This window comes from Actinoplanes flavus (genome assembly GCF_017592555.1).
Lineage (GTDB): Bacteria > Actinomycetota > Actinomycetes > Mycobacteriales > Micromonosporaceae > Actinoplanes > Actinoplanes flavus.
This window is the reverse complement of sequence record NZ_JAGFNS010000003.1, coordinates 195,081-215,709: the sequence shown is the minus strand read 5'-3', so window position 1 is coordinate 215,709 and position 20,629 is coordinate 195,081. Positions and strand designations below refer to the sequence as shown.

Here is a 20,629-nt window from a genome sequence, read left to right as displayed (position 1 = left end):
GCTGCGAGCCGGACGGACCTTCGAGGCCCCTCGAGACAGGAGTGACGTCCGTGTCCAGTGGCAGCGCTATCCGCGGCAGCCGTGTCGGGTCCAGCCCGATGCGACCCGACGAGCGCACCGAACCCGCTCCGCGCCGGCAGGTGACCTATTTCTGCTCGGCCGGACACGACAGCATCATCTGGTTCGCGGCCGAGGCCGCGATCCCCGAGACCTGGGACTGTCCGCGCTGCGGTCAGCCCGCGGGACTCGACAGTTCCAACCCGCCGGGGCGGTCGCGCACCGAGCCGTACAAATCGCATCTGGCATATGTGAAGGAACGGCGCTCCGAGGAGGACGCCGCGGCGATTCTCGCCGAGGCGCTCGCCAAGGTCCGCCAGCGGCGCGGCGAATGATCGACAGCGCACCGGCCGAGCGGGGCGGCCGGTGCGCTTCTCATCGGGCCGATAATCTCCCTCGGGCCGGTGGCTTCCATCGGGCCGGTCGTGTCCGTCGGACCGGTGGCTTCCGTGGGGCCGGTCGTTTCCATTAAGCCGGTGGCTTCCGTGGGGCCGGTCGTTTCCATCAGGCCGGTGGCTTCCGAGGGCCCGATGGCTTTCATCAGGCCGGTGGCTTCCGTGAGGCCGGTCGTTTCCATCAGGCCGGTGGCTTCCGAGGGCCCGGTCGTTTCCATCAGGCCGGTGGCTTCCGAGGGCCCGATGGCTTCCGTCGGGCCGATGGCTTCCGTGGGGCCGATGGCTTCCGTGGGCCGATGGCTTCCGTGGGGCCGATGGCTTCCGTGGGCCGATGGCTTCCGTGGGCCGGTGGCTTCCATCAGGCCGGTGGTTTGCCTCGGGCCGGCGCGCCTCATCAGCCCGGCTCTTCTGCGCCGGGCCGATGTGTCCGCTCAGGCCAGCGGGCTCGTGTCGCGGGCCACGAACCGGGCGCCCGGATCGGCCATCGCCAGGTCCTGGAAGCCCAGCCGGCGGTAGAAGGCGTAGGCGCCGTGGTTCTCCGCGGCCATGCCGAGATGCACCCCAGGGACCCCGGCCGCGCGCAGGCCCTCCAGGAAGGCCGACATCAGCCCACGGCCCATGCCGCGGCCCTGCCATTCCGGCAGCAGGTCGATGTGCAGATGCGCCGGATAGGGCGTGAACTCCGGCCGTAGCATCCGGTCCGGGTCGCGGTGCACCGCGAGGAGGGCGGCGTCGCGCGGGTCGTCGGGCGCGAACCGGTCGACGGTCGCGGGCAGCCACTCGGTGCGGTACCACTCGACGAACGCCGGGGTGTCCGCCGTGCCCAGGATGTAGCCGACCGCCGTGCCGGTCCCGTCGTCGAGCACATGCGCGTGCTCCGGCTCCCGGATCACGTAGGGGACCGCCCAGACGTCGCCGAGCAGGCGGTCGGAGCTGTGCCTGCCGCGCGCGTCACCACCGGACGCGGCGGTGCGCACGCAGATGTCGTAGATCGCGTCGAGGTCGCTGGGCCGGTAGGCGCGGATCATCGGTTGCACCCCGGAAAGTCTAGGACTGTGGCGGCGATCACAGTCTCGGCGCCAACCTTTCGCCGGGCCACGCGTCTACTCCTGCGACAAGGCACCGATGATCAGGAGAGTCCCGATGCGTTTCTCGACCCGTGGCCTGAGCCTCACCCTCGGCGCGGCGGCCGTGCTGGGGATCGGCGGGCTGTCGGCCGCCGCGTTCGCCGACGACACCGCGCCCAGCCCGAAGCCGTCCCCGGCGGCCACGGCGCCCGGCGCCACCGCGGAGCCGGTCCCGAGCCCCAGCGGCGAGGCGACGACGCCGGAAGCCTCCCCGTCCACCGGCTACCAGGATCCGACGGCGTCCCCGGCCCCGTTCACCGGCTACCAGGATCCGACCGCGTCCCCGGCGCCGGTCACCGGCTACGAGGAGCCGACGCCGGTGCCGTCCGGAAAGGCCACCGCGACGAAGACGCCGTCGAAACCGGCCGCCACCCCGGCACCGGAGAAGCCGGCCGCCACCCCGGCACCGACGAAGCCGGCCGCCACTCCGGCGCCCTCGAAGCCGGCCGCCACCCGGGCGCCGGGCAAGCCGGCCGTCACGCCGTCGCGGTCGCGCTGACCCGGCGGGTACCGTTCGTTCCCGCCGTCTGACCCCGAGGTTCGCCTGTGCTCTCCGTCCTGCCCTTTCCCGCCCTGTTCGCCTGGCTGCGGGGCCTGTCCGCCGAGGTGCGCGCGGCCGGCCGTGGCGACCCGGGCGGGGCTCCGGCGATCAACGAGCTGTACCACAGTCGGCGGCTCAGCCTGGTCCGGCTGGCGGTGCTGATGGTCGACGACCTGCCGACGGCGGAGGACGTCGTGCAGGACGTGTTCACGGCGCTCTACCGGCGGCACGGGCCGGATCTGCGCGGGGTGACGGACCCGAACGCGTACCTCGTGACCGGGGTGACCAACGCGGCGCGCTCGGCCTTGCGCCGCCGCCGCACCGCCCGCGCCTATGCCGCTCCGCCGCCGGAGGCGATCCCGGCCGCGGAGGACGAGGCGCTGCTCGGGGAGAGCGACCGCGAGATGCTGCGGGCGCTGCGCGGCCTCACCGTTCGGCAGCGGCAGGTGCTGGTGCTGCGCTACTGGTCGGAGCTCACCGAGGGGGAGATCGCCGACACGCTGCGGGTCTCCCGCGGCACGGTCAAGTCGACGGCGCACCGGGCGCTGTCGATCCTGCGCGAGCGACTGGGGGAGCGGTGACCGACGAGGTGGAGCGCAGGTTGCGGAGCGCGCTGACGGCCCGGGCCGGGCAGATCACCGCGGAACGGCTGCGGTTCGAGCCGCCGCCGACGGTGGCCACGGCCCGTACGCCGGTGCGGCGCCGATGGTGGGCGGCGATCGCGGTCGCGACGGCGGCCGCCGGGGTGGTGCTGGGGTTCACGCTGCTCACCGGCTCGCCCGAGCCGACGCCGGTCCTTCCCGCCGATCCCGGGCCCGGCACGTCGCCGCCCGCCCCGGCCGCGTCGCCCGCGCCGTCGTTCGCCGATCCGTCGCCGTCGCCACCCACGTCGGCCCCGGCGACGCCGAGCAAGGCGGCCGGCTCCACGCCGTCGGCGCCGGAAACCGGTCCGGAGACCTCCGCACCGGCGGCGACGGGGACGAGGCAGGTCACCGCCAAGCCGCAGGCGACTCCAGGCTGACAGCACCGGGGACGAAAGCTGACGGCGCCGGGATGGGAGCCCGAGAGCGCCGGAGTCGAAGGCGGGAGCGCCGGAGCCGAAGGCTGAGAGCGATGGAGAGGAAGGCTGACGGCGGTAAGGGCGAAGGCTGACAGCGACGGTCCCGGGCGCGTCACGCGCCCGGGACCGTCGTCGCCGGGTGGGAGTCAGGCCCGGGTGGGCACGTTCGCCGCCGCTGCCTGGTCCAGCAGCCAGAGCGTCTTCTGTACGCCGGACGCGCTCGCCGCCGGCAGATGACCGCCGGAGAGGACGGTGCCGATCGGGGCGGCCTTGTCGGGCCCGGCCGCGATCAGCCACACCTCGTCGGCGCTCTGGATGGTGGGCAGGGTGAGGGTGACCCGGACCGGCGGCGGTTTCGGGCTGTCGAAGGTGGCGGCCGTGACGCCGGTCTGCTGGAGCACCGGGTGGTCCGGGAAGAGCGACGCCACGTGCCCGTCCTCGCCGACGCCGAGCATCAGCACGTCGAACCGGGGGAGTGCGGCGCCCGGTTCCGCGGCGGCGGCCAGTTCGGACGCGTAGCGGGCCGCGGCGGCGACCGCGTCGGCGCCGTCCGGGCCGTCGGAGGCGGGCATGGCGTGCACCCGGGCCGGATCCAGCGGCAGCTTGTCCAGCAGGGCGTCGCGCGCCTGGGTCTCGTTGCGGTCCGGGTCGCCGGACGGCAGGTAGCGCTCGTCGCCCCACCACAGGTCGACCCGGGACCAGTCGATGGCGGCGGAGGCCGGCAGTTCGCGGACCGCGCGCAGCACCTTGGCCGCGACCCGGCCGCCGGTCAGCACCACGCTCGCGGATCCGTGCACCGCCTGCGCGTCGATGATCTTGATGGCGAGACGTGCCGCCACCGTGGACGCCAGGATGTCGGCGTCCGGAACCACCACGACCACGGTCTCACTCAATTGCGTCTCTCCTTGTGAAGAGGCCGCCCGCCGCGGTGCGGTGGGCGGCCTCGATGCTGAAATCAGGCGGTGGAGCCGGCGATCGCGGCCAGCGCCGGATCCTTCCAGACGTGCACCCGGTTCGGGTTGCGGTGCTCCAGCCCGGACATGCCGGCCATCGCGCCGAGCGCGTCCGCGTAGATCTGGTCGGCGTCCAGCCGCCGCAGTTCCTCGGCCAGCTCGTCACCGACGGGCCGCTTCGGCAGCGGCATGTAGCGGTCCTCCTGGCCGGTACGGCTGAACAGCGCCGTGCCCTCCTCACGGGTGACCCGGACGCAGTCGCCGTTCTCGCACTGCAACTCCACCGAGTACATCCGGGGCGCCCGGTCGGTGTGCTCCAGCACCGGCTCGATGCCGAGACGGGACTTCAGCCAGCCGAGCATCAGCCAGGCGGTGGGGTCGCGGTCCGGCGCCACGATCTTCGCGCCGGTGACCCGGGCCTCGGTGCTGTCGAAGGCACCGGCCACCAGGGTCCGCCACAGCGTGATCCGGGTCCAGGTGAGGTCGGTGTCGCCGGGCGCGTAGTCGGCGGCCCGCTGCCGCAGCGCGGCCACCGGGTCGGGCGACTGCGCGCTGTCGGTGATCCGGCGGTCGGCGACCACGCCCAGGAAGTCGTTGGCGATCATGTTCGGCGGCTCCTCGTGCCACCAGGTGACCACCGGGACGTCCGGGGCGAGCAGCGGCATGACGACCGACTCGGCGTGCAGCGCGAGACGCCCGTACATCCGCATGACGACCGCCTCGGCCGGGCCGAGACGCCCGCCCACGACGATCTCCGCGTCCAGGCGGCTGCGGCCCTCCACGTCCGAGCGGACCACGATGAGCAGCCGGCAGGGGTGCGCGGCGGCGGCGATGGTGGCCGCCGCCTCGGCCTCCCGGACCTTCTTCTCCTCGACCACCGAGACCAGGGTCAGCGCCAGGCCGGAGGCCACGCCACCGGCGCTGCGGCGCTCCGCGGCCAGGGCCTTGACGACCTCGTTGCCGGTGGTGTCCCACAAACCGATCATGCCCGCCTCCAGGTGCGGCCCTCGCGCGCCAGCATCTCGTCGGAAGCCCGGGGACCCCACTCACCGGCCCGGTACGGCTCCGGTTTCGTGCCCGCCCAGGCGGCCTCCAGGGGGTCGATGACCCGCCAGGACTGCTCGATCTCGGCGGCGTCCGGGAACAGCGTCCGGTCGCCGATCAGCACGTCCAGGACCAGGCGCTCGTACGCCTCCGGGCTGGACTCGGTGAACGCCTCGCCGTACTGGAAGTCCATCGCGATGTCGCGGACCTCCATCGACGTGCCCGGCACCTTGGACCCGAACTTCAGGACCACGCCCTCGTCCGGCTGCACCCGGATGACCAGCTGGTTGTGGCCCAGCATCTCCACGTCGGCCGGGTCGAAGGGCAGGTGCGGCGCCTTCTTGAACATGATGGCGATCTCGGTGACCCGGCGCGGCATGCGCTTGCCGACGCGGACGTAGAACGGGACACCCGCCCAGCGCCGGTTCTGGATGCCGAGGCGGACCGCCGCGTACGTCTCGGTGGTGGAGTCGGCCGGGATGTTCGGCTCCTCCAGATAACCCACGGCGCGTTCGCCGGCGACCCAGCCGGGAAGGTACTGCCCGCGGACGGAGCCGGTGTTGATGTCGGCCGGCAGACTGATCGCCCGGAGGACCTTGAGCTTCTCCGCCCGTACCTCCTGGGGGTCGAAGCTCGTCGGCTCCTCCATGCCGACCAGGGCGAGCAGTTGCAGCAGATGGTTCTGCAGCACGTCGCGGGCGGCGCCGGAGGCGTCGTAGAAGGCGGCCCGGGTGCCGATGCCGACGTCCTCGGCCATGGTGATCTGCACGCTGTCGACGTACTTCGAATTCCACACCGGCTCGAACAGGCTGTTCGCGAAGCGCAGGGCCAGGATGTTCTGGACCGTCTCCTTGCCGAGGTAGTGGTCGATCCGGAAGACGTCCTCCGGGATGAACACGTCGTCGACGAGCTCGTTGAGCTGCACGGCGCTCTGGTAGTCGTGGCCGAACGGCTTCTCCACGACCACCCGGCGCCAGCCGCCGGACTTCGACGGGTCGGCCATGCCGGTGCGGTTGAGCTGGTTGAGCACCAGCGGGAAGGCGGCCGGCGGGATGGAGAAGTAGAAGGCCGCGTTGCCGGCGATGCCGTTGCGCTCCTTCAGCTCGTCCAGTGTGCTCGCGAGATGGTCGAAGGCCTCGTCGTCGTCGAACGAGCCGGGAATGAAGTGGAATCGCTCGGAGAGGCGCTGCCAGACGTCGTCGCGCCACGGGGTCCGGGCGCCCTTCTTGGCGGCGGCGTGGGCGAGCGACTCGAAGCTGCCGTCACCCCAGTCGGCGCGGGCGAAGCCCACCACCACGAAGCCGGGGGGAAGCAGACCACGGTTGGCCAGGTCGTACACGGCCGGGATGAGTTTCTTTCGGGACAGGTCGCCGGTGACCCCGAAGATCACCAGAGCGCAGGGCTCCGGGATCCGTGGGAGCCTTCGGTCCTGTGCGGTGCGCAGCGGATTACCCACGTTCTCATCCTGCCAGTTTCATCGAAGGCGGAGCGGCCTGTCGCGGGAGACCCCGCGACAGGCCGCGAACGTTGAACGTCAGGCCGCGTCGCTGGGGTTCTTCGCGCCGGAGGCGGCCGCCTTGAGCGACTTGGCGACGCCCTCCAGCAGCTCGTTCCAGCTCGCCTCGAACTTCTCGACGCCCTCGTCCTCGAGGACCTTGAACACGTCGGCGAAGTCGATGCCGGCCGCCGTGAGGTCGCTGAAGACCCGGTGGGCGTCCGCGACGTTGCCGGTCACGGTGTCGCCGCGGGTGGTGCCGTGGTCCTCGTACGCGAAGATCACCGGCTCCGGCATGGTGTTCACCGTGCCGAACGCGATCAGCTCCTCGACGTAGATGGTGTCGAGGAACTCCGGGTTTTTCGTGCCGGTCGACGCCCAGAGCGGGCGCTGCGGGTGGGCGCCGGCGGCGGCCAGCGCCTTCCAGCGGTCGGTGCCGAAGACCTCGGTGTACGCCTCGTACGCCAGCCGGGCGTTGGCGATGGCCGCCTTGCCCTTGAGCGCCTTCGCCGCGTCCGAACCGATCTTGTCGAGGCGCTTGTCCACCTCGGTGTCCACGCGCGAGACGAAGAACGAGGCGACCGACCCGATCTTGGACAGGTCGTGGCCGTTCGCCTTCGCCTGCTCCAGGCCGGCCAGGAACGCCTCCATGACCGCGCGGTACCGCTCGACCGAGAAGATCAGCGTGACGTTGACGCTGATGCCCGCCGCCAGCACCTCGGTGATGGCGGGCAGGCCGGCCAGCGTCGCCGGGATCTTGATGAACAGGTTGGGCCGGTCGACCAGCCACCACAGCGTCTTCGCCTCGGCGACGGTGGACGCGGTCTCGTGCGCCTTGCGCGGGTCGACCTCGATGGACACCCGGCCGTCGACGCCGTTCGAGGTGTCGTACGCCGGGCGCATCACGTCGCTCGCCCAGCGCACGTCCTTGGCGGTCATCAGGCGGACCGCCTCCTCGACCGTCACGCCCTGGAGCGCCAGGTCACGCAGCTGCTCGTCGTACGCGTGCGCGTCGGAGAGCGCCTTCTGGAAGATGCTCGGGTTCGTGGTCACGCCGACCACGTGCTGCTCGGTGCGCATCCGGTCCAGCGAGCCGCTGGTCAGACGCACGCGGGAGAGGTCGTCGAGCCACACCGCCACGCCCTGCGCGGACAGCTCGGCAAGTCTGTCGGTCATTTCCCTCAACTCCTGAATGAAGGTCGCAGGTGGTAGAAGCTCAGTTGCCGGTCGTCTCGCCGAGGATCTTGCCGACCTTGGCGAGGGAGGCGTGGGCCTTCGCGACGACGTTGTCAGCGGTGAACCCGAACTGCTCGAAGAGCACCGGAGCCGGAGCGCTCGCCCCGTAGTGCTCGATGCTGACGGCCTCGCCGGCGTCGCCGATGATGCGGTCCCAGCTCATCCGGATGCCGGCCTCGACCGAGACCCGGGCCCGGACACCGTGCGGCAGCACGTGGTGCTGGTAGGAGAGGTCCTGCTTGAAGAACCACTCCTGGCAGGGCATCGAGACGACCCGGGTCGGGGTGCCCTGGGCCTCCAGGCGCTCCCGGGCGGTCAGCGCGATCGCCACCTCGGAGCCACTGGCGATCAGGATCACCTCGGGGTGGCCGGAGGACGCCTCGGCGAGGATGTAGCCGCCCTTGAGGGTGCCCTCGGCCGACGCGTACTTCGAACGGTCGATGGTGGGCACGTTCTGCCGGGTCAGCGCGAGCGCGGTCGGCCGGTCGGTGTGCTCCAGGGCGCCCCGCCACGCGTAGGCGGTCTCGTTGGCGTCGGCCGGGCGGACCACGTCGAGGCCGACGATGGCGCGCAGCGCGGTCAGCGTCTCGATCGGCTGGTGGGTCGGGCCGTCCTCGCCGATGCCGATCGAGTCGTGCGTCCAGACGAAGATGACCGGCAGCTTCATCAGCGCGGAGAGCCGGACGGCGCCGCGCATGTAGTCACTGAAGACCAGGAAGGTGCCACCGTACGGGCGGGTGCCGCCGTGCACCGCGATGCCGTTGAGGATCGAGCCCATGCCGTGCTCGCGGATGCCGAAGTGCAGCGTCCGGCCGTACTCGTGGCCCGGGAACTCCTTGGTCGCGTACTCCGCCGGGATGAACGACGGCTCGCCCTTCATGGTGGTGTTGTTGCTCTCCGCCAGGTCGGCGGAGCCACCCCACAGCTCGGGCAGCACCGGGGCGAGCGCCTCCAGGATCTTGCCGGACGCGGCACGGGTGGCCAGGCCCTTGGCGTCCGCCGGGAACTCGGGCAGCGCCTTGTGCCAGCCGACCGGCAGGGTCCGGGTGGCGAGCCGGTCGAAGAGCGCCTTGCCCTCGGCGTTGCCGGCGGCCCAGGCGTCGAACGCCTTCTGCCACTCGGCGTGGGCGGCCCGGCCACGCTCGACGGCCTGCTGCGTGTGCTTGACGACCTCGTCGTCGATCGCGAACGGCCGGTCGGCGAAGCCCAGCAGCTCCTTGGTGGCGGTGATCTCGGCGGCGCCCAGGGCGGAGCCGTGGATCTTGCCGGTGTTCCGCTTCTTCGGCGCGGGGTAGCCGATGATCGTCTTCAGGACGATGAACGACGGCTTGTCGGTCACCGCCTTGGCGGCCTGGATCGCGTTCCAGAGCTCCTCGACGTCCTCGGTGTACGGGTCCGAGCCGCGCCAGTTCACCGTCTGGACGTGCCAGCCGTACGCCTCGTAGCGGGCGCCGACGTCCTCGTTCTTGGCGATCCGGGTGTCGTCCTCGATGGAGATCTCGTTGTCGTCGTAGATGACCACGAGGTTGCCGAGCTTCTGCACCGACGCGATGGCGCTCGACTCGTGGCTGACGCCCTCCTCGATGTCGCCGTCGGAGGCGATCGAGTAGACGAAGTGGTCGAACAGCGACTCACCGGCGGCGGTGTCCGGGTCGAGCAGGCCGCGCTGGCGGCGGGCCGACATGGCCATCCCGACCGCGTTGCCGATGCCCTGGCCGAGCGGGCCGGTGGTGACCTCGACGCCGGGGGTGTGCCCGTACTCAGGGTGACCGGGGGTGAGTGAGTCCCACTGGCGCAGCGCCTTCAGGTCGTCGAGCGCCAGGCTGTAACCACTGAGGAAGAGCTGGACGTAAAGGGTGAGGCTGGAGTGACCGCAGGAGAGCACGAAGCGGTCGCGGCCCGCCCACTCCGGGTCCGTCGGGTCGTGTCGCATGACACGGTTGAACAGCAGGTAGGCGGCCGGGGCCAGGCTCATGGCCGTGCCGGGGTGGCCGTTGCCGGCCATCTCCACAGCGTCCATGGCCAGCACCCGGGCGGTGTCCACCGCCTTGCGGTCGAGGTCGGACCAGTTGAGAACGGGATCTGTGGCAGCCACGTCGGTTGTGCTCCTCGGGCAAAATAATGGAACCGTTTTCGAGTTGACCCTATCCAGTCGGGCTAAACGCATGCGCAGCGAACGCCCTAGGCACATACGCTGTGAGCGGACATGCCGGTTCAACGGGTGTGACCGCATGCACCCGTACCGGGTGCCCCGAGCAGCGGAGACGGCTGCGCGTAGGCTGTCCGGGCTGGCCGCCGGGTCGTCACCCGGTCAACGGCCGCGAATTTGAGCCGAAGCCGGAAGGTGGCTGTCCGTGAGCATGATCACCGAGCGTCCTGTCCGCGGACGGACGCCCGGCGCGGCGGAGCGCCCGGCGCGCACGCCCCGCCCCGGGGCCCGGCGGAGCTGGATGGCGGTGTTCCGGGCGTACCTCGCCCTGACCAAGCCGCAGATCGTCGAGCTGCTCCTGGTCACCACCGTGCCGACCATGATGCTGGCCGCCGGGGGGTGGCCCGACCCGGTCACCTTCGCCGCCGTGCTGGTCGGCGGCGGTCTGGCGGGCGGCGCCGCGAGCGCGCTGAACTGCTACATCGACCGCGACATCGACGAGCTGATGCGGCGCACCAAGCGGCGCCCGCTGCCCAACCACCAGATGACGCCGCGGGCCGTGCTGATCTTCGGCCTCACCCTCGCTGTGATCTCGGTCGCGCTGATGGGGCTTCTCACCAACTGGTTGGCCACCGCGCTGACCGCGTTCTCGATCTTCTACTACGACGTCGTCTACACGCTCTGGCTGAAGCGGCGCACCCCGGCGAACACGTTCTGGGGTGGCGTGTGCGGCGCGGCCCCCGTGGTGATCGGCTGGGCGGCGGTGACCGGCACCATCCCGGCGATGGCATGGGCGCTTTTTGCGGTTGTCTTCTTTTGGCAGATGCCGCATTTCTATGCGCTCGCGGTGAAGTACAAGGACGACTATGCGCGGGCCGGAATCCCGATGCTGCCGGTGGTCCGGTCGATGGAACGGGTGAACCTCGAGATCCTCGTCTACACCGTCCTCACCGTGGCCGCCTCGCTCGCCGCCTGGCCGCTCGGGCTGGGCCCGATCTACGGGGTCACCGCGATCGTGATGGGCGGGGTGTTCCTCGCCGAGGCGGTCCGGCTGGTGCGGCAGACCCGGGCCGGCGCGGCGATGAAGCCGATGCGCCTGTTCCATCTGTCCATCACGTACCTCACGGTGGTCTTCATGGCCGTCGCGGTTGACGCTCTGATCTGACCGTCGCACAGGATGCCCGGATTGTCGCCAGTGTCAGTCACTGTCCGTCACTCGTAGGGCGGATTCCCGGCCCGGCCACAATTAGGGCGTAATCGGCTCATAACAATGCGCTGGTTCTTGAAACCCGCAGGTAATTGGAGTCACAAAAGCGGCTTGGAGTGCCCCCTGCGGGGTTGCCGACTGCTTAGGCTGCGCAGCATGGCAGAAGGTTCCGTAATGACGCTGACCTCCGAGATCAAGTCCTTTGCCGCCGGTCACGGCGGCGCCAAGGCGGTGATCGAGTATGTCGGTAAGCGCGGCGCCCGCATCGTCCTCGTCGGCGAGGACGGTGAGTGGTCCGACCAGTTCGCCCCGGACACCGGCGTCGCCCGGGAGGCCTGCGACCACGCCGGCGTCCAGGTGGAGAACGAGTGGGAGCGCGAGCTCCTGGAGCAGATGCGGCCCAGCAACGACCTCTGGCGTTCGATGTCCCGCCGGAGCATGGCCCGTTGACGATCCGCGACTTCCGGGTCGCGCTGGTCACCTCGGCGGCCATGCCCGACCTCTGGGACGACGACCACCCCCTGCGTGACGCGCTGCGTCAGCGCGGGGTGGCGGTCGACGCGGTCTGCTGGGACGACCCGGTGGCCGACTGGGCCGCCTACGACCTGGTGGTGCTCCGCTCGCCGTGGGACTACGTGGCCCGCCACGACCGGTTCGTCGCCTGGGCCGCCTCCGTCCCGCATCTGGCCAACCCGGCCGACATCGTCGCGTGGAACACCGACAAGCGCTACCTGAGCGAGCTCGAGGCGGCCGGCATCCCGATCATCCCGACCACGTTCGTCGCGCCCGGCGAGAGCTGGACCGCGCCGGCCGAGGGGCAGTGGGTGGTCAAGCCGACGGTCAGCGCCGGCAGCCAGGACACCGCCCGCTACACCCTGCCCGGTCAGGCCGATCTCGCCACGGCACATGTCGAGCGGCTGACCACGGCCGGGCGGACCGCGATGATCCAGCCGTACCTGTCGGCGGTGGACACGGCCGGCGAGACCGCGGTGCTGTGCACGCCGGACGAGACCGGCGAGCTGACCTACAGCCACGGCATCCGGAAGGGCCCGATGCTCACCGGGCCGAACGGCGCGCCCGTCGATCCCTACTCCGAGGAGATCAGCCCGCGGCAGCCGTCACCGGCCGAGCTGGAGGTCGCCGAGCGGGTGCTCGCGGTCGTCCCGGGCGGGTCCAAGCGGCTGCTCTACGCCCGCGTCGACCTGATTCCCGGCCCGGACGGGGCGCCGATGCTGGTCGAGCTGGAGCTCACCGAGCCGTCGCTCTTCCTGTCGACCGCGCCCGGTTCCGCTGAGCGGCTCGCCGACGCGATCATCGCCCGTCTCTGACGCCACTCGCGCTCATCACGAAAGGCCGCCCTCCGGGGCGGCCTTTCTCTTTCGACGACCATTTCCGGTACGGCGTGAGCCGCGCTGTCAGGCGGCCGGGACCGGCTCGCTCGCGGTCGACGGCGACGGCTCGGCCGGGACCGGGGTGACCGGCCGGGCCCGCAGCGACCACACCACCGCCAGCGTCGCCGTCCACACCAGGGCGGAACCCAGCATGTGCGCGGCGACCAGCGCCACCGGCAGGTGCGTGAAGTACTGCACGAAGCCGATCAGCCCCTGGCCCATCTCCACCCAGAACAGCACCGCGACGGCGCGCACCGCGGCCGCCGGAGCGTCCACCGCGCGCAGCGCGAACCACATCGCCACGGTCAGGCCGATCAGCAGGAAGACCAGGTCGGCGTGCACCTGGGAGATCTGTTCCGGGTCCAGGCCGTTGCGCTTGGCGCCGTGGTCGCCGGAGTGCGGGCCGCTGCCGGTCACCACCACGCCGGCCGCGATCACCGCGAAACCGGCCGCGGCCAGCACCCGGGCGAGCTGCCGCAACGGGGCCGGGACCAGCGGAACCGGCTCGCCGTCGCCCTCGCCGACCCGCCGCCACAGGGCGAACGCCCCGGTGACCAGCGCGATCGACAGGACGAAGTGCAGGCCGACCACCCACGGGTTGAGGTTGGTGAGCACCGTGATGCCGCCGATCACACCCTGGCCGGGGATGCCGAGCGCCACCGCGACCGACAGCCTGATCAGCGAGCGCCGGCCCCGGGCCAGCGCGCCCAGGAAGCAGGCCACCGCGATCGCGATCAGGACGAAGGTCAGCAGCCGGTTGCCGAATTCGATGACGCCGTTGACGCCCATCTCGGGCGTCGTCGTGTAGGACTCGTCGGTGCACCGGGGCCAGGTGGGGCAGCCGAGGCCGGACTTGGTGAGCCGGACGGCCGCGCCGGTGACGATGATCCCGATGTTGGCCACCAGCGACGCGAACGCCAGCCCGCGCAGCGACGATCCGCACCATCGGACCGGGCGGGAGGCCAGGAAAGCGGACGCCGGGCGCACCTTGGAGGACTTCACCCCGCGCATCGTACGCTTGCCGTGGATCTTGGTTTTCCCAGCTCCGCATGCTGGTGGGGTGGATCACCGACCCCTGGTTTGCAGGCCCGCGGGGAAATACGTAACGTTGCCGTAGTGAAAAACGAGGTGCTGCTCCAGATCGGCGCACCGGCGCAGGCCGGCGCGACGGACGGGCGCACCCGTGACCGGGTCGCGCAGCTCCTGCTGAAGCGCGGCGCGGCCACCGCGGCCGAGCTGGGCGCCGTCCTGGGCCTGAGCCCCGCGGCCATCCGCAAGCACCTCGACGCGATGCTCGCCGACCACCTGGTGGAGACCCGGGAGGTCCGCAGCAACCGTCCGCGTGGCCGCGGCCGCCCGGCGAAGGCGTTCGCCCTCACCGCGGCCGCCCGCGAGGAGCTGAACCCGCACCACTACGACGGCATCGCCTCCGCGGCCCTGCGCTGGATCGCCCAGCACCACGGGCCGGAGGCCGTCTCCGCCTTCGCGGCGGCCCAGGTCGCGGCGCTCGAGGAGCGCTGCCAGGCGGCGCTGCGATCGGCGGACGGCGATCCGATCGCCCGCGCCGAGGCACTCGCCGAGGTGCTGACCGCCGAGGGCTACGCTGCCAACGCGACCACGATCGCGTCCGGTGGGCAGCTGTGCCAGCATTCCTGCCCGGTGGCTCACGTGGCCGCCGAGTTTCCTCAGCTGTGCGACGCCGAGACCGAAGTCATCTCACGGCTCATCGGCACCCACGTGCAGCGCCTCGCCACCATCGCGCACGGCGACGGGGTGTGCACCACGCACATCCCCACCCGCCACGCGCACCCGCTACCGCACTCCGCCGAAAACACGGTTAGGACAGATACATGACTGACCAGATCGCCACCCAGGAAGAGCACCTCGCCGCTCTGGGTCGCTACGAGTACGGCTGGGCGGACGCCGACATCGCCGGCGCCTCCGCGCAGCGCGGCCTGTCCGAGGCGGTGGTGCGCAACATCTCCGCACTGAAGAACGAGCCGGAGTGGATGCTGAACCTCCGGCTCAAGGGCCTGCGGCTGTTCGACCGCAAGCCGATGCCGCACTGGGGCGCCGACCTGACCGGCATCGACTTCCAGAACATCAAGTACTTCGTCCGCTCCACCGAGAAGCAGGCCGCCTCCTGGGAGGACCTGCCCGAGGACATCAAGGCGACGTACGACAAGCTCGGCATCCCGGAGGCGGAGAAGCAGCGCCTCGTGGCCGGCGTCGCCGCTCAGTACGAGTCCGAGGTCGTCTACCACAAGATCCGTGAGGACCTGGAGGAGCAGGGTGTCGTCTTCCTCGACACCGACACCGCCCTCAAGGAGCACGAGGACATCTTCAAGGAGTACTTCGGCACGGTGATCCCGGTCGGCGACAACAAGTTCGCCGCGCTGAACACCGCGACCTGGTCCGGCGGCTCCTTCATCTACGTGCCGAAGGGCGTGCACGTGGAGATCCCGCTCCAGGCCTACTTCCGGATCAACACGGAGAACATGGGCCAGTTCGAGCGGACCCTGATCATCGCCGACGAGGGCTCGTACGTGCACTACGTCGAGGGCTGCACCGCGCCGATCTACTCGTCCGACTCGCTGCACTCCGCGGTCGTCGAGATCGTCGTGAAGAAGAACGCCCGGGTGCGCTACACGACCATCCAGAACTGGTCGAACAACGTCTACAACCTGGTCACCAAGCGCGCCACCTGCGAGGAGGGCGCGACCATGGAGTGGATCGACGGCAACATCGGCTCCAAGGTGACGATGAAGTACCCGGCCGTCTACATGACCGGCCCGCACGCCAAGGGCGAGGTGCTCTCGATCGCCATGGCCGGTGAGGGCCAGCACCAGGACTCCGGCGCCAAGATGGTGCACGCCGCTCCGTACACGTCCTCGACGATCGTCTCCAAGTCGATCGCGCGTGGGGGCGGCCGCACGTCGTACCGGGGTCTCGTGCAGGTGCTGGAGGGGTCGTCGCACTCCAAGAGCACGGTCAAGTGCGACGCGCTGCTGGTCGACACGATCTCCCGGTCGGACACGTACCCGTACGTCGACATCCGCGAGGACGACGTCAACATGGGCCACGAGGCGACCGTCTCCAAGGTCAGCGAGGACCAGCTCTTCTACCTGATGAGCCGGGGCCTGACCGAGGACGAGGCGATGGCGATGATCGTGCGCGGCTTCATCGAGCCGATCGCCAAGGAGCTCCCGATGGAGTACGCGCTGGAGCTGAACCGCCTCATCGAGCTCCAGATGGAGGGGGCGGTCGGCTGACCCGGCCGGCTCTCCCACCCCTAACGAAGCGGACATAAAGGACGAAATGACTACCGAGGCCATCGCCCCGCCGAGCACCAAGTCGCAGGTGCTGCGCTCCTTCGACGTCGCCGACTTCCCGGCCCTCAACGGCCTGGAGGAGGAGTGGCGTTTCACCCCGCTCAAGCGGCTGCGTGACCTGGTCACCGCGAGCAAGCTGAGCGGGGCGGCTCCCTCCGTCGAGTTCGGTGACCTGCCCGCCGGCGTGACGGTGTCCGAGGCGGACGACGTGCCGTCGGTGCTCACGCCGTTCGACCGGGTCAGCGCTCTCGCGTACGGGTCGGCCGCCGGCGTCACCCTGATCGAGGTGGCCGCCGAGGCCGAGCCCGCCGAGGCCGTCGTGATCCGGCTGGTCGGCAAGGGCGGCGACGCCGCGGCGGCCCGCACCTTCGTCAAGGTCGGCAACTTCGCCAAGGCGACGATCGTCCTGGAGCAGACCGGTTCGGTCACGCTGGCCGACAACATCGAGGTCCTGGTGGGCGACAGCGCCCAGCTGACCTTCGTGACCCTGGCCGAGTGGGACCGGGACGCGGTCCAGGCCCAGCACGTCAAGTTCCGGGTCGGCTCCGACGCCCGGGTCCAGCACGTCCAGGTCACCCTGGGCGGCGACCTGGTCCGGCAGTTCACCAGCGTGGAGTACTCGGGCCGCGGCGGCGACGCCGAGCTGTGGGGCCTCTACTTCGCCGACTCCGGTCAGCACCACGAGCACCGGCAGCTGGTCGACCACGCGGTTCCGGACTGCCGCAGCTACGTGGGCTACCGCGGGGCGCTCCAGGGCTCGTCGGCGCACACCGTCTGGGTCGGCGACGTGCTGATCCGGGCCGCGGCGACCGGCACCGACACCTACGAGATCAACCGGAACCTGCTCCTCACCGACGGGGCGCGCGCGGACTCCGTACCCAATCTGGAGATCGAGACCGGCGAGATCGCCGGCGCCGGGCACGCGAGCGCGACCGGCCGCTTCGATGACGAGCAGTTGTTCTATCTGATGGCCCGCGGCATCCCCGAAGGGGAGGCCCGGAAGCTGGTGGTCCGCGGCTTCTTCGCCGAGCTGATCAACAAGATCCCGGTCGAGGAGCTGCGCGAGCGGCTCGGCGACGCCATCGAGGCACGCCTTGCCGAGGCAGGCCGGTAGTGACTTTCGAGTACGTCGGTCCGGTGTCGGACGTCGCGAAGGGCACCGCCCTCCAGGTGGAGGTCGACGGGGTCGAGATCGCGCTCGTCCACGCCGACGACGACACCTTCTACGCGGTCCGCGACGAGTGCAGCCATGCCTCGGTGGCCCTCTCCGAGGGCGAGGTGGACGGGTGCACGCTGGAGTGCTGGCTGCACGGCTCCCGGTTCGACCTGCGTACCGGTGAACCCTCCGGACCGCCCGCCATCGACCCGGTGGCGGTCTACCCCGTCGAGATCCGCGACGGCGACATCTACGTTTCGACGACATCAAGCAATGGAGTAGAGCCGTGAGCACCCTGGAGATCCGCGACCTGCAGGTTTCGGTGAAGCTGCCGGATGGCGAGCTGAAGCCGATCCTGAACGGCGTCGACCTGACCGTGAAGGCCGGCGAGACCCACGCCATCATGGGTCCCAACGGCTCCGGCAAGTCGACCCTCGCCTACTCGATCGCCGGCCACCCGAAGTACGAGATCACCGGCGGTTCGGTGACCCTCGACGGCGTGGACGTGCTGGAGCTGAGCGTCGACGAGCGCGCCCGGGCCGGCCTCTTCCTGGCCATGCAGTACCCGGTCGAGGTGCCCGGCGTCTCGGTGGCGAACTTCCTGCGCACCGCCAAGACCGCGATCGACGGCGAGGCGCCCAAGCTGCGCACGTGGGCCGGCGAGCTGCGCGGCGCCATGGAGAAGCTGGAGATGGACCCGTCCTTCGCCCAGCGCAACGTGAACGAGGGCTTCTCCGGCGGTGAGAAGAAGCGCCACGAGATCATGCAGCTCGAGCTGCTCAAGCCCAAGGTCGCGATCCTCGACGAGACCGACTCCGGCCTCGACATCGACGCGCTGCGGATCGTCTCCGAGGGCGTCAACCGCGTTCGCGCCACCGGGCAGACCGGCTTCCTGCTGATCACCCACTACACCCGGATCCTCCGCTACATCAAGCCGGACTTCGTGCACGTCTTCGTCGGCGGAAAGATCGTCGAAGAGGGTGGCCCGGAGCTCGGCGAGCGGCTCGAGGCCGAGGGTTACGACAAGTACAAGGTCAGGGCCTGAGGGGTTAACTGATGAGCTTCGACGTCGAGCGGGTCCGTAAGGACTTTCCGATCTTCGAGCGGGAGGTCAACGGCCACCCGCTGGTCTACCTGGACAGCGCCAACACCTCGCAGAAGCCGGTTCAGGTGCTCGACGTCATGCGTGCGCACCAGGAGCGGTACAACGGCAACGTGTCCCGCTCCGTGCACACGCTCGGCACCGAGTCGACCGAGGCGTACGAGGGTGCCCGGGCTCGCATCGCCAACTTCATCGGCGCGGCGAGCCCGGACGAGGTGGTCTTCACCAAGAACTCCACCGAGGCGATCAACCTGGTGGCGCACTCGCTGGGCCAGATGCTGCGGCTCGGGCCCGGCGACGAGGTGGTGATCTCCGAGATGGAGCACCACTCGAACCTGGTGCCGTGGCAGCTGCTCTGCGAGCGGACCGGCGCGACCCTGCGCTGGTTCGGCATCACCGACTCCGGCCGGCTGGACGAGTCCTCCCTTGACGATCTCGTGTCGGAACGGACCAAGATCGTTTCTCTGGTGCACATGTCCAACGTGCTCGGCACGATCAACGACGTCTCGCGGATCGCTTCCCGGGCCCGTGATGTCGGCGCGCTGCTCATGCTGGACTGCTCCCAGTCCGTGCCGCACCTGCCACTCGACGTCTCGTCGCTGGGCGCCGACCTGATCGCCTTCACCGGCCACAAGATGCTCGGCCCGACCGGCATCGGCGTGCTCTGGGGCCGGCTCGACCTGCTCGCGCAGATGCCGCCGTTCCTGGCCGGCGGCTCGATGATCGAGACGGTCACGATGGGCGGGACCACCTTCGCCGCGCCTCCGGCACGGTTCGAGGCCGGCACGCCGCCGATCACCGAGGCCATCGGCCTCGGCGCGGCCGTCGACTATCTGACCGGGCTCGGCATGGAGGCGATCCACCAGCACGAACAGGACATCACCCGGTACGCGCTGGACGCGCTCACCTCGGTTCCCGGCGTCCGGATCTTCGGTCCGGAGACGGTCGAGGGCCGGGGCGGCACGGTGTCGTTCGGTGTGGACGGGGTACACCCGCACGATGTGGGACAGATCCTGGACGCTCTGGGCGTCGAGGTGCGGGTCGGGCATCACTGCGCCCGGCCGGTCTGCTCCCGGTTCAGCGTCCCGGCGATGACCCGGGCCTCGTTCTACCTCTACACGACCACGGCGGAGATCGACGCTCTGGCGCGCGGCCTCGACCAGGTCCGGAAGGTGTTCGGCTGATGATGCTCGACGGTCTCTACCAGGAGATCATCCTCGACCACTACAAGAACCCGCACGGGCGTGGCCTGCGGGATCCTTACGACGGGGAGGCGCACCACGTCAACCCGACGTGTGGCGATGAGATCACCGTACGCGTATCCCACGATTTGAACGAAATTTCGTACGATGGTGTTGGATGTTCCATTAGTCAGGCTTCGGCGTCGGTGCTGCACGAGCTGGTGCAGGGCAAGGACGCCGCCGCGGCCTCGGAGATCCACCACGCCTTCGTCGAACTGATGCAGAGCCGCGGCCAGGTCGAGGCCGACGAGGAGATCCTCGGCGACGGCATCGCCTTCGCCGGGGTGGCCAAGTTCCCGGCCCGGGTGAAATGCGCGCTGCTGCCCTGGATGGCGTTCAAGGACGCGGCCGCGCGGGCCGGCGTGGAGGTGGGCGTGAGCCCGGAGGTGAAGGCATGACAGACAAGACCGACACGGCTCCGGCTTCGGACGGGGTATCCGCTCCGGAGGCCGACGTGGCCCGGACCATCGCCTCCGCCCCGGCTTCCGGGGCGGCTCCCGGCGCGGGCGAAGAGGTGCCGGAGTGGCTGGCCACCGAGCGGGCCGCGGCCGCCGACGCCGGCGAACCGGTCGAGGTCCCGGGCGTCAGCGTCTCGGCCTCGCCCGACGCGGCTCTCAGCGCGGACGCGCCGTCCGCCGCTGACGCCGCCGTGGACGCCGCACCGGCCGACGCCGTCGCCTCCGCCCCGGCAGCCGGTGGCGCCGCGGTGAAGAAGGCGTCGATCGCCGACGTCGAGGAGGCGATGAAGGACGTCGTCGACCCCGAGCTCGGCATCAACGTCGTCGACCTGGGCCTGGTCTACGGCACCCACGTCGACGACGACAACGTGGTCACCATCGACATGACACTCACCTCGGCGGCCTGCCCGCTGACCGACGTCATCGAGGACCAGACCCGGCAGGCGCTGCTCTCCGGCCCCGGTGGCGGCCTCGTCAACGACTTCCGCATCAACTGGGTGTGGCTCCCGCCGTGGGGCCCCGACAAGATCACCGACGACGGCCGCGACCAGCTTCGGGCGCTCGGCTTCAACGTCTGAAAGATCTCCGGCGAAGGGCGGCACGCTGATGGCGTGCCGCCCTTCGCTGTCGCAGCGTGTCCACGCTCGGCCGGCTCGGCGGGCGGGGTGGTTGGTGTGGGGGGTTT

Annotated in this window: 22 protein-coding genes; 15 read left to right on the top strand and 7 right to left on the bottom strand. The window is 70.6% G+C overall.

Annotated elements, in window-relative coordinates; all coding sequences use genetic code 11:
- Positions 1-50: 50 nt before the first annotated feature.
- On the top strand, positions 51-392 hold the full coding sequence (locus tag J5X75_RS06305) for an RNA polymerase-binding protein RbpA (RefSeq protein ID WP_208466332.1): 342 nt from the start codon (positions 51-53) through the stop codon (positions 390-392).
- A 491-nt stretch (positions 393-883) separates the two neighbouring features.
- On the opposite strand, the gene J5X75_RS06300 is transcribed toward J5X75_RS06305, so the two are convergent.
- Positions 884-1,480 (bottom strand): GNAT family N-acetyltransferase, encoded by a 597-nt coding sequence (locus J5X75_RS06300; protein ID WP_208466501.1) that lies wholly within the window; start codon positions 1,478-1,480, stop codon positions 884-886.
- 115 nt (positions 1,481-1,595) lie between these two features.
- On the opposite strand from J5X75_RS06300, the gene J5X75_RS06295 reads away from it, so the two are divergent.
- From J5X75_RS06295 to J5X75_RS06285, 3 genes are read left to right on the top strand one after another with little or no spacing between them, the layout of a single operon-like run.
- Positions 1,596-2,078 (top strand): hypothetical protein, encoded by a 483-nt coding sequence (locus J5X75_RS06295; RefSeq protein WP_208466331.1) that lies wholly within the window; start codon positions 1,596-1,598, stop codon positions 2,076-2,078.
- Between the two features lie 47 nt (positions 2,079-2,125).
- Positions 2,126-2,701: an RNA polymerase sigma factor gene (locus tag J5X75_RS06290; RefSeq protein ID WP_307797951.1), complete on the top strand. Its 576-nt coding sequence runs from the start codon at positions 2,126-2,128 to the stop codon at positions 2,699-2,701.
- Positions 2,698-3,141, top strand: a complete 444-nt coding sequence (locus tag J5X75_RS06285) for a hypothetical protein (protein ID WP_208466330.1) — start codon at positions 2,698-2,700, stop codon at positions 3,139-3,141. The genes J5X75_RS06290 and J5X75_RS06285 overlap by 4 nt, the downstream gene beginning before the upstream one ends.
- A gap of 185 nt (positions 3,142-3,326) precedes the next feature.
- On the opposite strand, the gene pgl is transcribed toward J5X75_RS06285, so the two are convergent.
- The 5 genes from pgl to tkt form a co-directional block, all read right to left on the bottom strand.
- Positions 3,327-4,073 (bottom strand): 6-phosphogluconolactonase, encoded by a 747-nt coding sequence (pgl, locus tag J5X75_RS06280; RefSeq protein WP_208466329.1) that lies wholly within the window; start codon positions 4,071-4,073, stop codon positions 3,327-3,329.
- Positions 4,074-4,135: 62 nt separating this feature from the next.
- Complete coding sequence (locus J5X75_RS06275) at positions 4,136-5,119, bottom strand: glucose-6-phosphate dehydrogenase assembly protein OpcA (RefSeq protein WP_208466328.1); 984 nt, start codon at positions 5,117-5,119, stop codon at positions 4,136-4,138.
- A complete protein-coding gene (zwf, locus tag J5X75_RS06270) occupies positions 5,116-6,633 on the bottom strand; it encodes a glucose-6-phosphate dehydrogenase (RefSeq protein WP_208466327.1) in 1,518 nt (505 codons plus the stop codon). The genes J5X75_RS06275 and zwf overlap by 4 nt, the downstream gene beginning before the upstream one ends.
- 78 nt (positions 6,634-6,711) lie before the next feature.
- On the bottom strand, positions 6,712-7,848 hold the full coding sequence (gene tal / locus J5X75_RS06265; protein WP_208466326.1) for a transaldolase: 1,137 nt from the start codon (positions 7,846-7,848) through the stop codon (positions 6,712-6,714).
- A 40-nt stretch (positions 7,849-7,888) separates the two neighbouring features.
- Complete coding sequence (gene tkt / locus J5X75_RS06260) at positions 7,889-10,075, bottom strand: transketolase (RefSeq protein WP_208466325.1); 2,187 nt, start codon at positions 10,073-10,075, stop codon at positions 7,889-7,891.
- Positions 10,076-10,262: 187 nt separating this feature from the next.
- On the opposite strand from tkt, the gene J5X75_RS06255 reads away from it, so the two are divergent.
- The 3 genes from J5X75_RS06255 (at position 10,263) to J5X75_RS06245 (ending at position 12,592) form a co-directional block, all read left to right on the top strand.
- The gene (locus J5X75_RS06255) at positions 10,263-11,222 is read left to right on the top strand and encodes a heme o synthase (RefSeq protein WP_208466324.1); all 960 of its coding nucleotides are present in this window, start codon (positions 10,263-10,265) and stop codon (positions 11,220-11,222) included.
- A gap of 198 nt (positions 11,223-11,420) precedes the next feature.
- On the top strand, positions 11,421-11,714 hold the full coding sequence (locus J5X75_RS06250) for a hypothetical protein (protein WP_183217587.1): 294 nt from the start codon (positions 11,421-11,423) through the stop codon (positions 11,712-11,714).
- Complete coding sequence (locus J5X75_RS06245) at positions 11,711-12,592, top strand: DcsG N-terminal domain-containing protein (protein ID WP_208466323.1); 882 nt, start codon at positions 11,711-11,713, stop codon at positions 12,590-12,592. The genes J5X75_RS06250 and J5X75_RS06245 overlap by 4 nt, the downstream gene beginning before the upstream one ends.
- An 87-nt stretch (positions 12,593-12,679) precedes the next feature.
- Here the strand turns inward: J5X75_RS06245 and J5X75_RS06240 are convergent, their stop codons facing one another.
- Positions 12,680-13,666, bottom strand: coding sequence for a COX15/CtaA family protein (locus J5X75_RS06240; protein WP_208466322.1), 987 nt, complete (start codon positions 13,664-13,666; stop codon positions 12,680-12,682).
- Positions 13,667-13,753: 87 nt separating this feature from the next.
- On the opposite strand from J5X75_RS06240, the gene J5X75_RS06235 reads away from it, so the two are divergent.
- The 8 genes from J5X75_RS06235 (at position 13,754) to J5X75_RS06200 (ending at position 20,522) form a co-directional block, all read left to right on the top strand.
- Positions 13,754-14,509 carry a helix-turn-helix transcriptional regulator gene (locus tag J5X75_RS06235; protein ID WP_372450849.1) on the top strand — a complete coding sequence of 252 codons (756 nt, stop codon included), beginning with the start codon at positions 13,754-13,756 and terminating at the stop codon, positions 14,507-14,509.
- Entirely contained in the window at positions 14,506-15,927 is a 1,422-nt protein-coding gene (gene sufB, locus J5X75_RS06230; RefSeq protein ID WP_208466320.1) for a Fe-S cluster assembly protein SufB, read from the top strand. The genes J5X75_RS06235 and sufB overlap by 4 nt, the downstream gene beginning before the upstream one ends.
- Before the next feature lie 46 nt (positions 15,928-15,973).
- Entirely contained in the window at positions 15,974-17,101 is a 1,128-nt protein-coding gene (gene sufD / locus J5X75_RS06225) for a Fe-S cluster assembly protein SufD (RefSeq protein WP_208466319.1), read from the top strand.
- Positions 17,101-17,433, top strand: coding sequence for a Rieske (2Fe-2S) protein (locus J5X75_RS06220; RefSeq protein ID WP_208466318.1), 333 nt, complete (start codon positions 17,101-17,103; stop codon positions 17,431-17,433). Before sufD ends, J5X75_RS06220 begins: the two co-directional genes overlap by 1 nt.
- Positions 17,430-18,188, top strand: coding sequence for a Fe-S cluster assembly ATPase SufC (sufC, locus tag J5X75_RS06215; RefSeq protein ID WP_208466317.1), 759 nt, complete (start codon positions 17,430-17,432; stop codon positions 18,186-18,188). The genes J5X75_RS06220 and sufC overlap by 4 nt, the downstream gene beginning before the upstream one ends.
- Positions 18,189-18,199: 11 nt before the next feature.
- Positions 18,200-19,429 (top strand): cysteine desulfurase, encoded by a 1,230-nt coding sequence (locus tag J5X75_RS06210; protein WP_208466316.1) that lies wholly within the window; start codon positions 18,200-18,202, stop codon positions 19,427-19,429.
- A complete protein-coding gene (gene sufU, locus J5X75_RS06205) occupies positions 19,429-19,884 on the top strand; it encodes a Fe-S cluster assembly sulfur transfer protein SufU (RefSeq protein ID WP_208466315.1) in 456 nt (151 codons plus the stop codon). The genes J5X75_RS06210 and sufU overlap by 1 nt, the downstream gene beginning before the upstream one ends.
- A gap of 251 nt (positions 19,885-20,135) precedes the next feature.
- Complete coding sequence (locus tag J5X75_RS06200) at positions 20,136-20,522, top strand: metal-sulfur cluster assembly factor (protein ID WP_208466499.1); 387 nt, start codon at positions 20,136-20,138, stop codon at positions 20,520-20,522.
- Positions 20,523-20,629 lie beyond the last annotated feature (107 nt).

Coding starts and splice junctions, on each gene's coding strand:
- J5X75_RS06300 (WP_208466501.1), bottom strand. CDS start 1,480: ATGATCCGCGCCTACCGGCCCAGCGACCTCGACGCGATCTACGACATC.
- J5X75_RS06295 (WP_208466331.1), top strand. CDS start 1,596: ATGCGTTTCTCGACCCGTGGCCTGAGCCTCACCCTCGGCGCGGCGGCC.
- J5X75_RS06275 (WP_208466328.1), bottom strand. CDS start 5,119: ATGATCGGTTTGTGGGACACCACCGGCAACGAGGTCGTCAAGGCCCTG.
- tal (WP_208466326.1), bottom strand. CDS start 7,848: ATGACCGACAGACTTGCCGAGCTGTCCGCGCAGGGCGTGGCGGTGTGG.
- tkt (WP_208466325.1), bottom strand. CDS start 10,075: ATGCGTTTAGCCCGACTGGATAGGGTCAACTCGAAAACGGTTCCATTA.
- J5X75_RS06250 (WP_183217587.1), top strand. CDS start 11,421: ATGGCAGAAGGTTCCGTAATGACGCTGACCTCCGAGATCAAGTCCTTT.
- J5X75_RS06240 (WP_208466322.1), bottom strand. CDS start 13,666: ATGCGCGGGGTGAAGTCCTCCAAGGTGCGCCCGGCGTCCGCTTTCCTG.
- sufB (WP_208466320.1), top strand. CDS start 14,506: ATGACTGACCAGATCGCCACCCAGGAAGAGCACCTCGCCGCTCTGGGT.
- sufD (WP_208466319.1), top strand. CDS start 15,974: ATGACTACCGAGGCCATCGCCCCGCCGAGCACCAAGTCGCAGGTGCTG.
- J5X75_RS06210 (WP_208466316.1), top strand. CDS start 18,200: ATGAGCTTCGACGTCGAGCGGGTCCGTAAGGACTTTCCGATCTTCGAG.
- sufU (WP_208466315.1), top strand. CDS start 19,429: ATGATGCTCGACGGTCTCTACCAGGAGATCATCCTCGACCACTACAAG.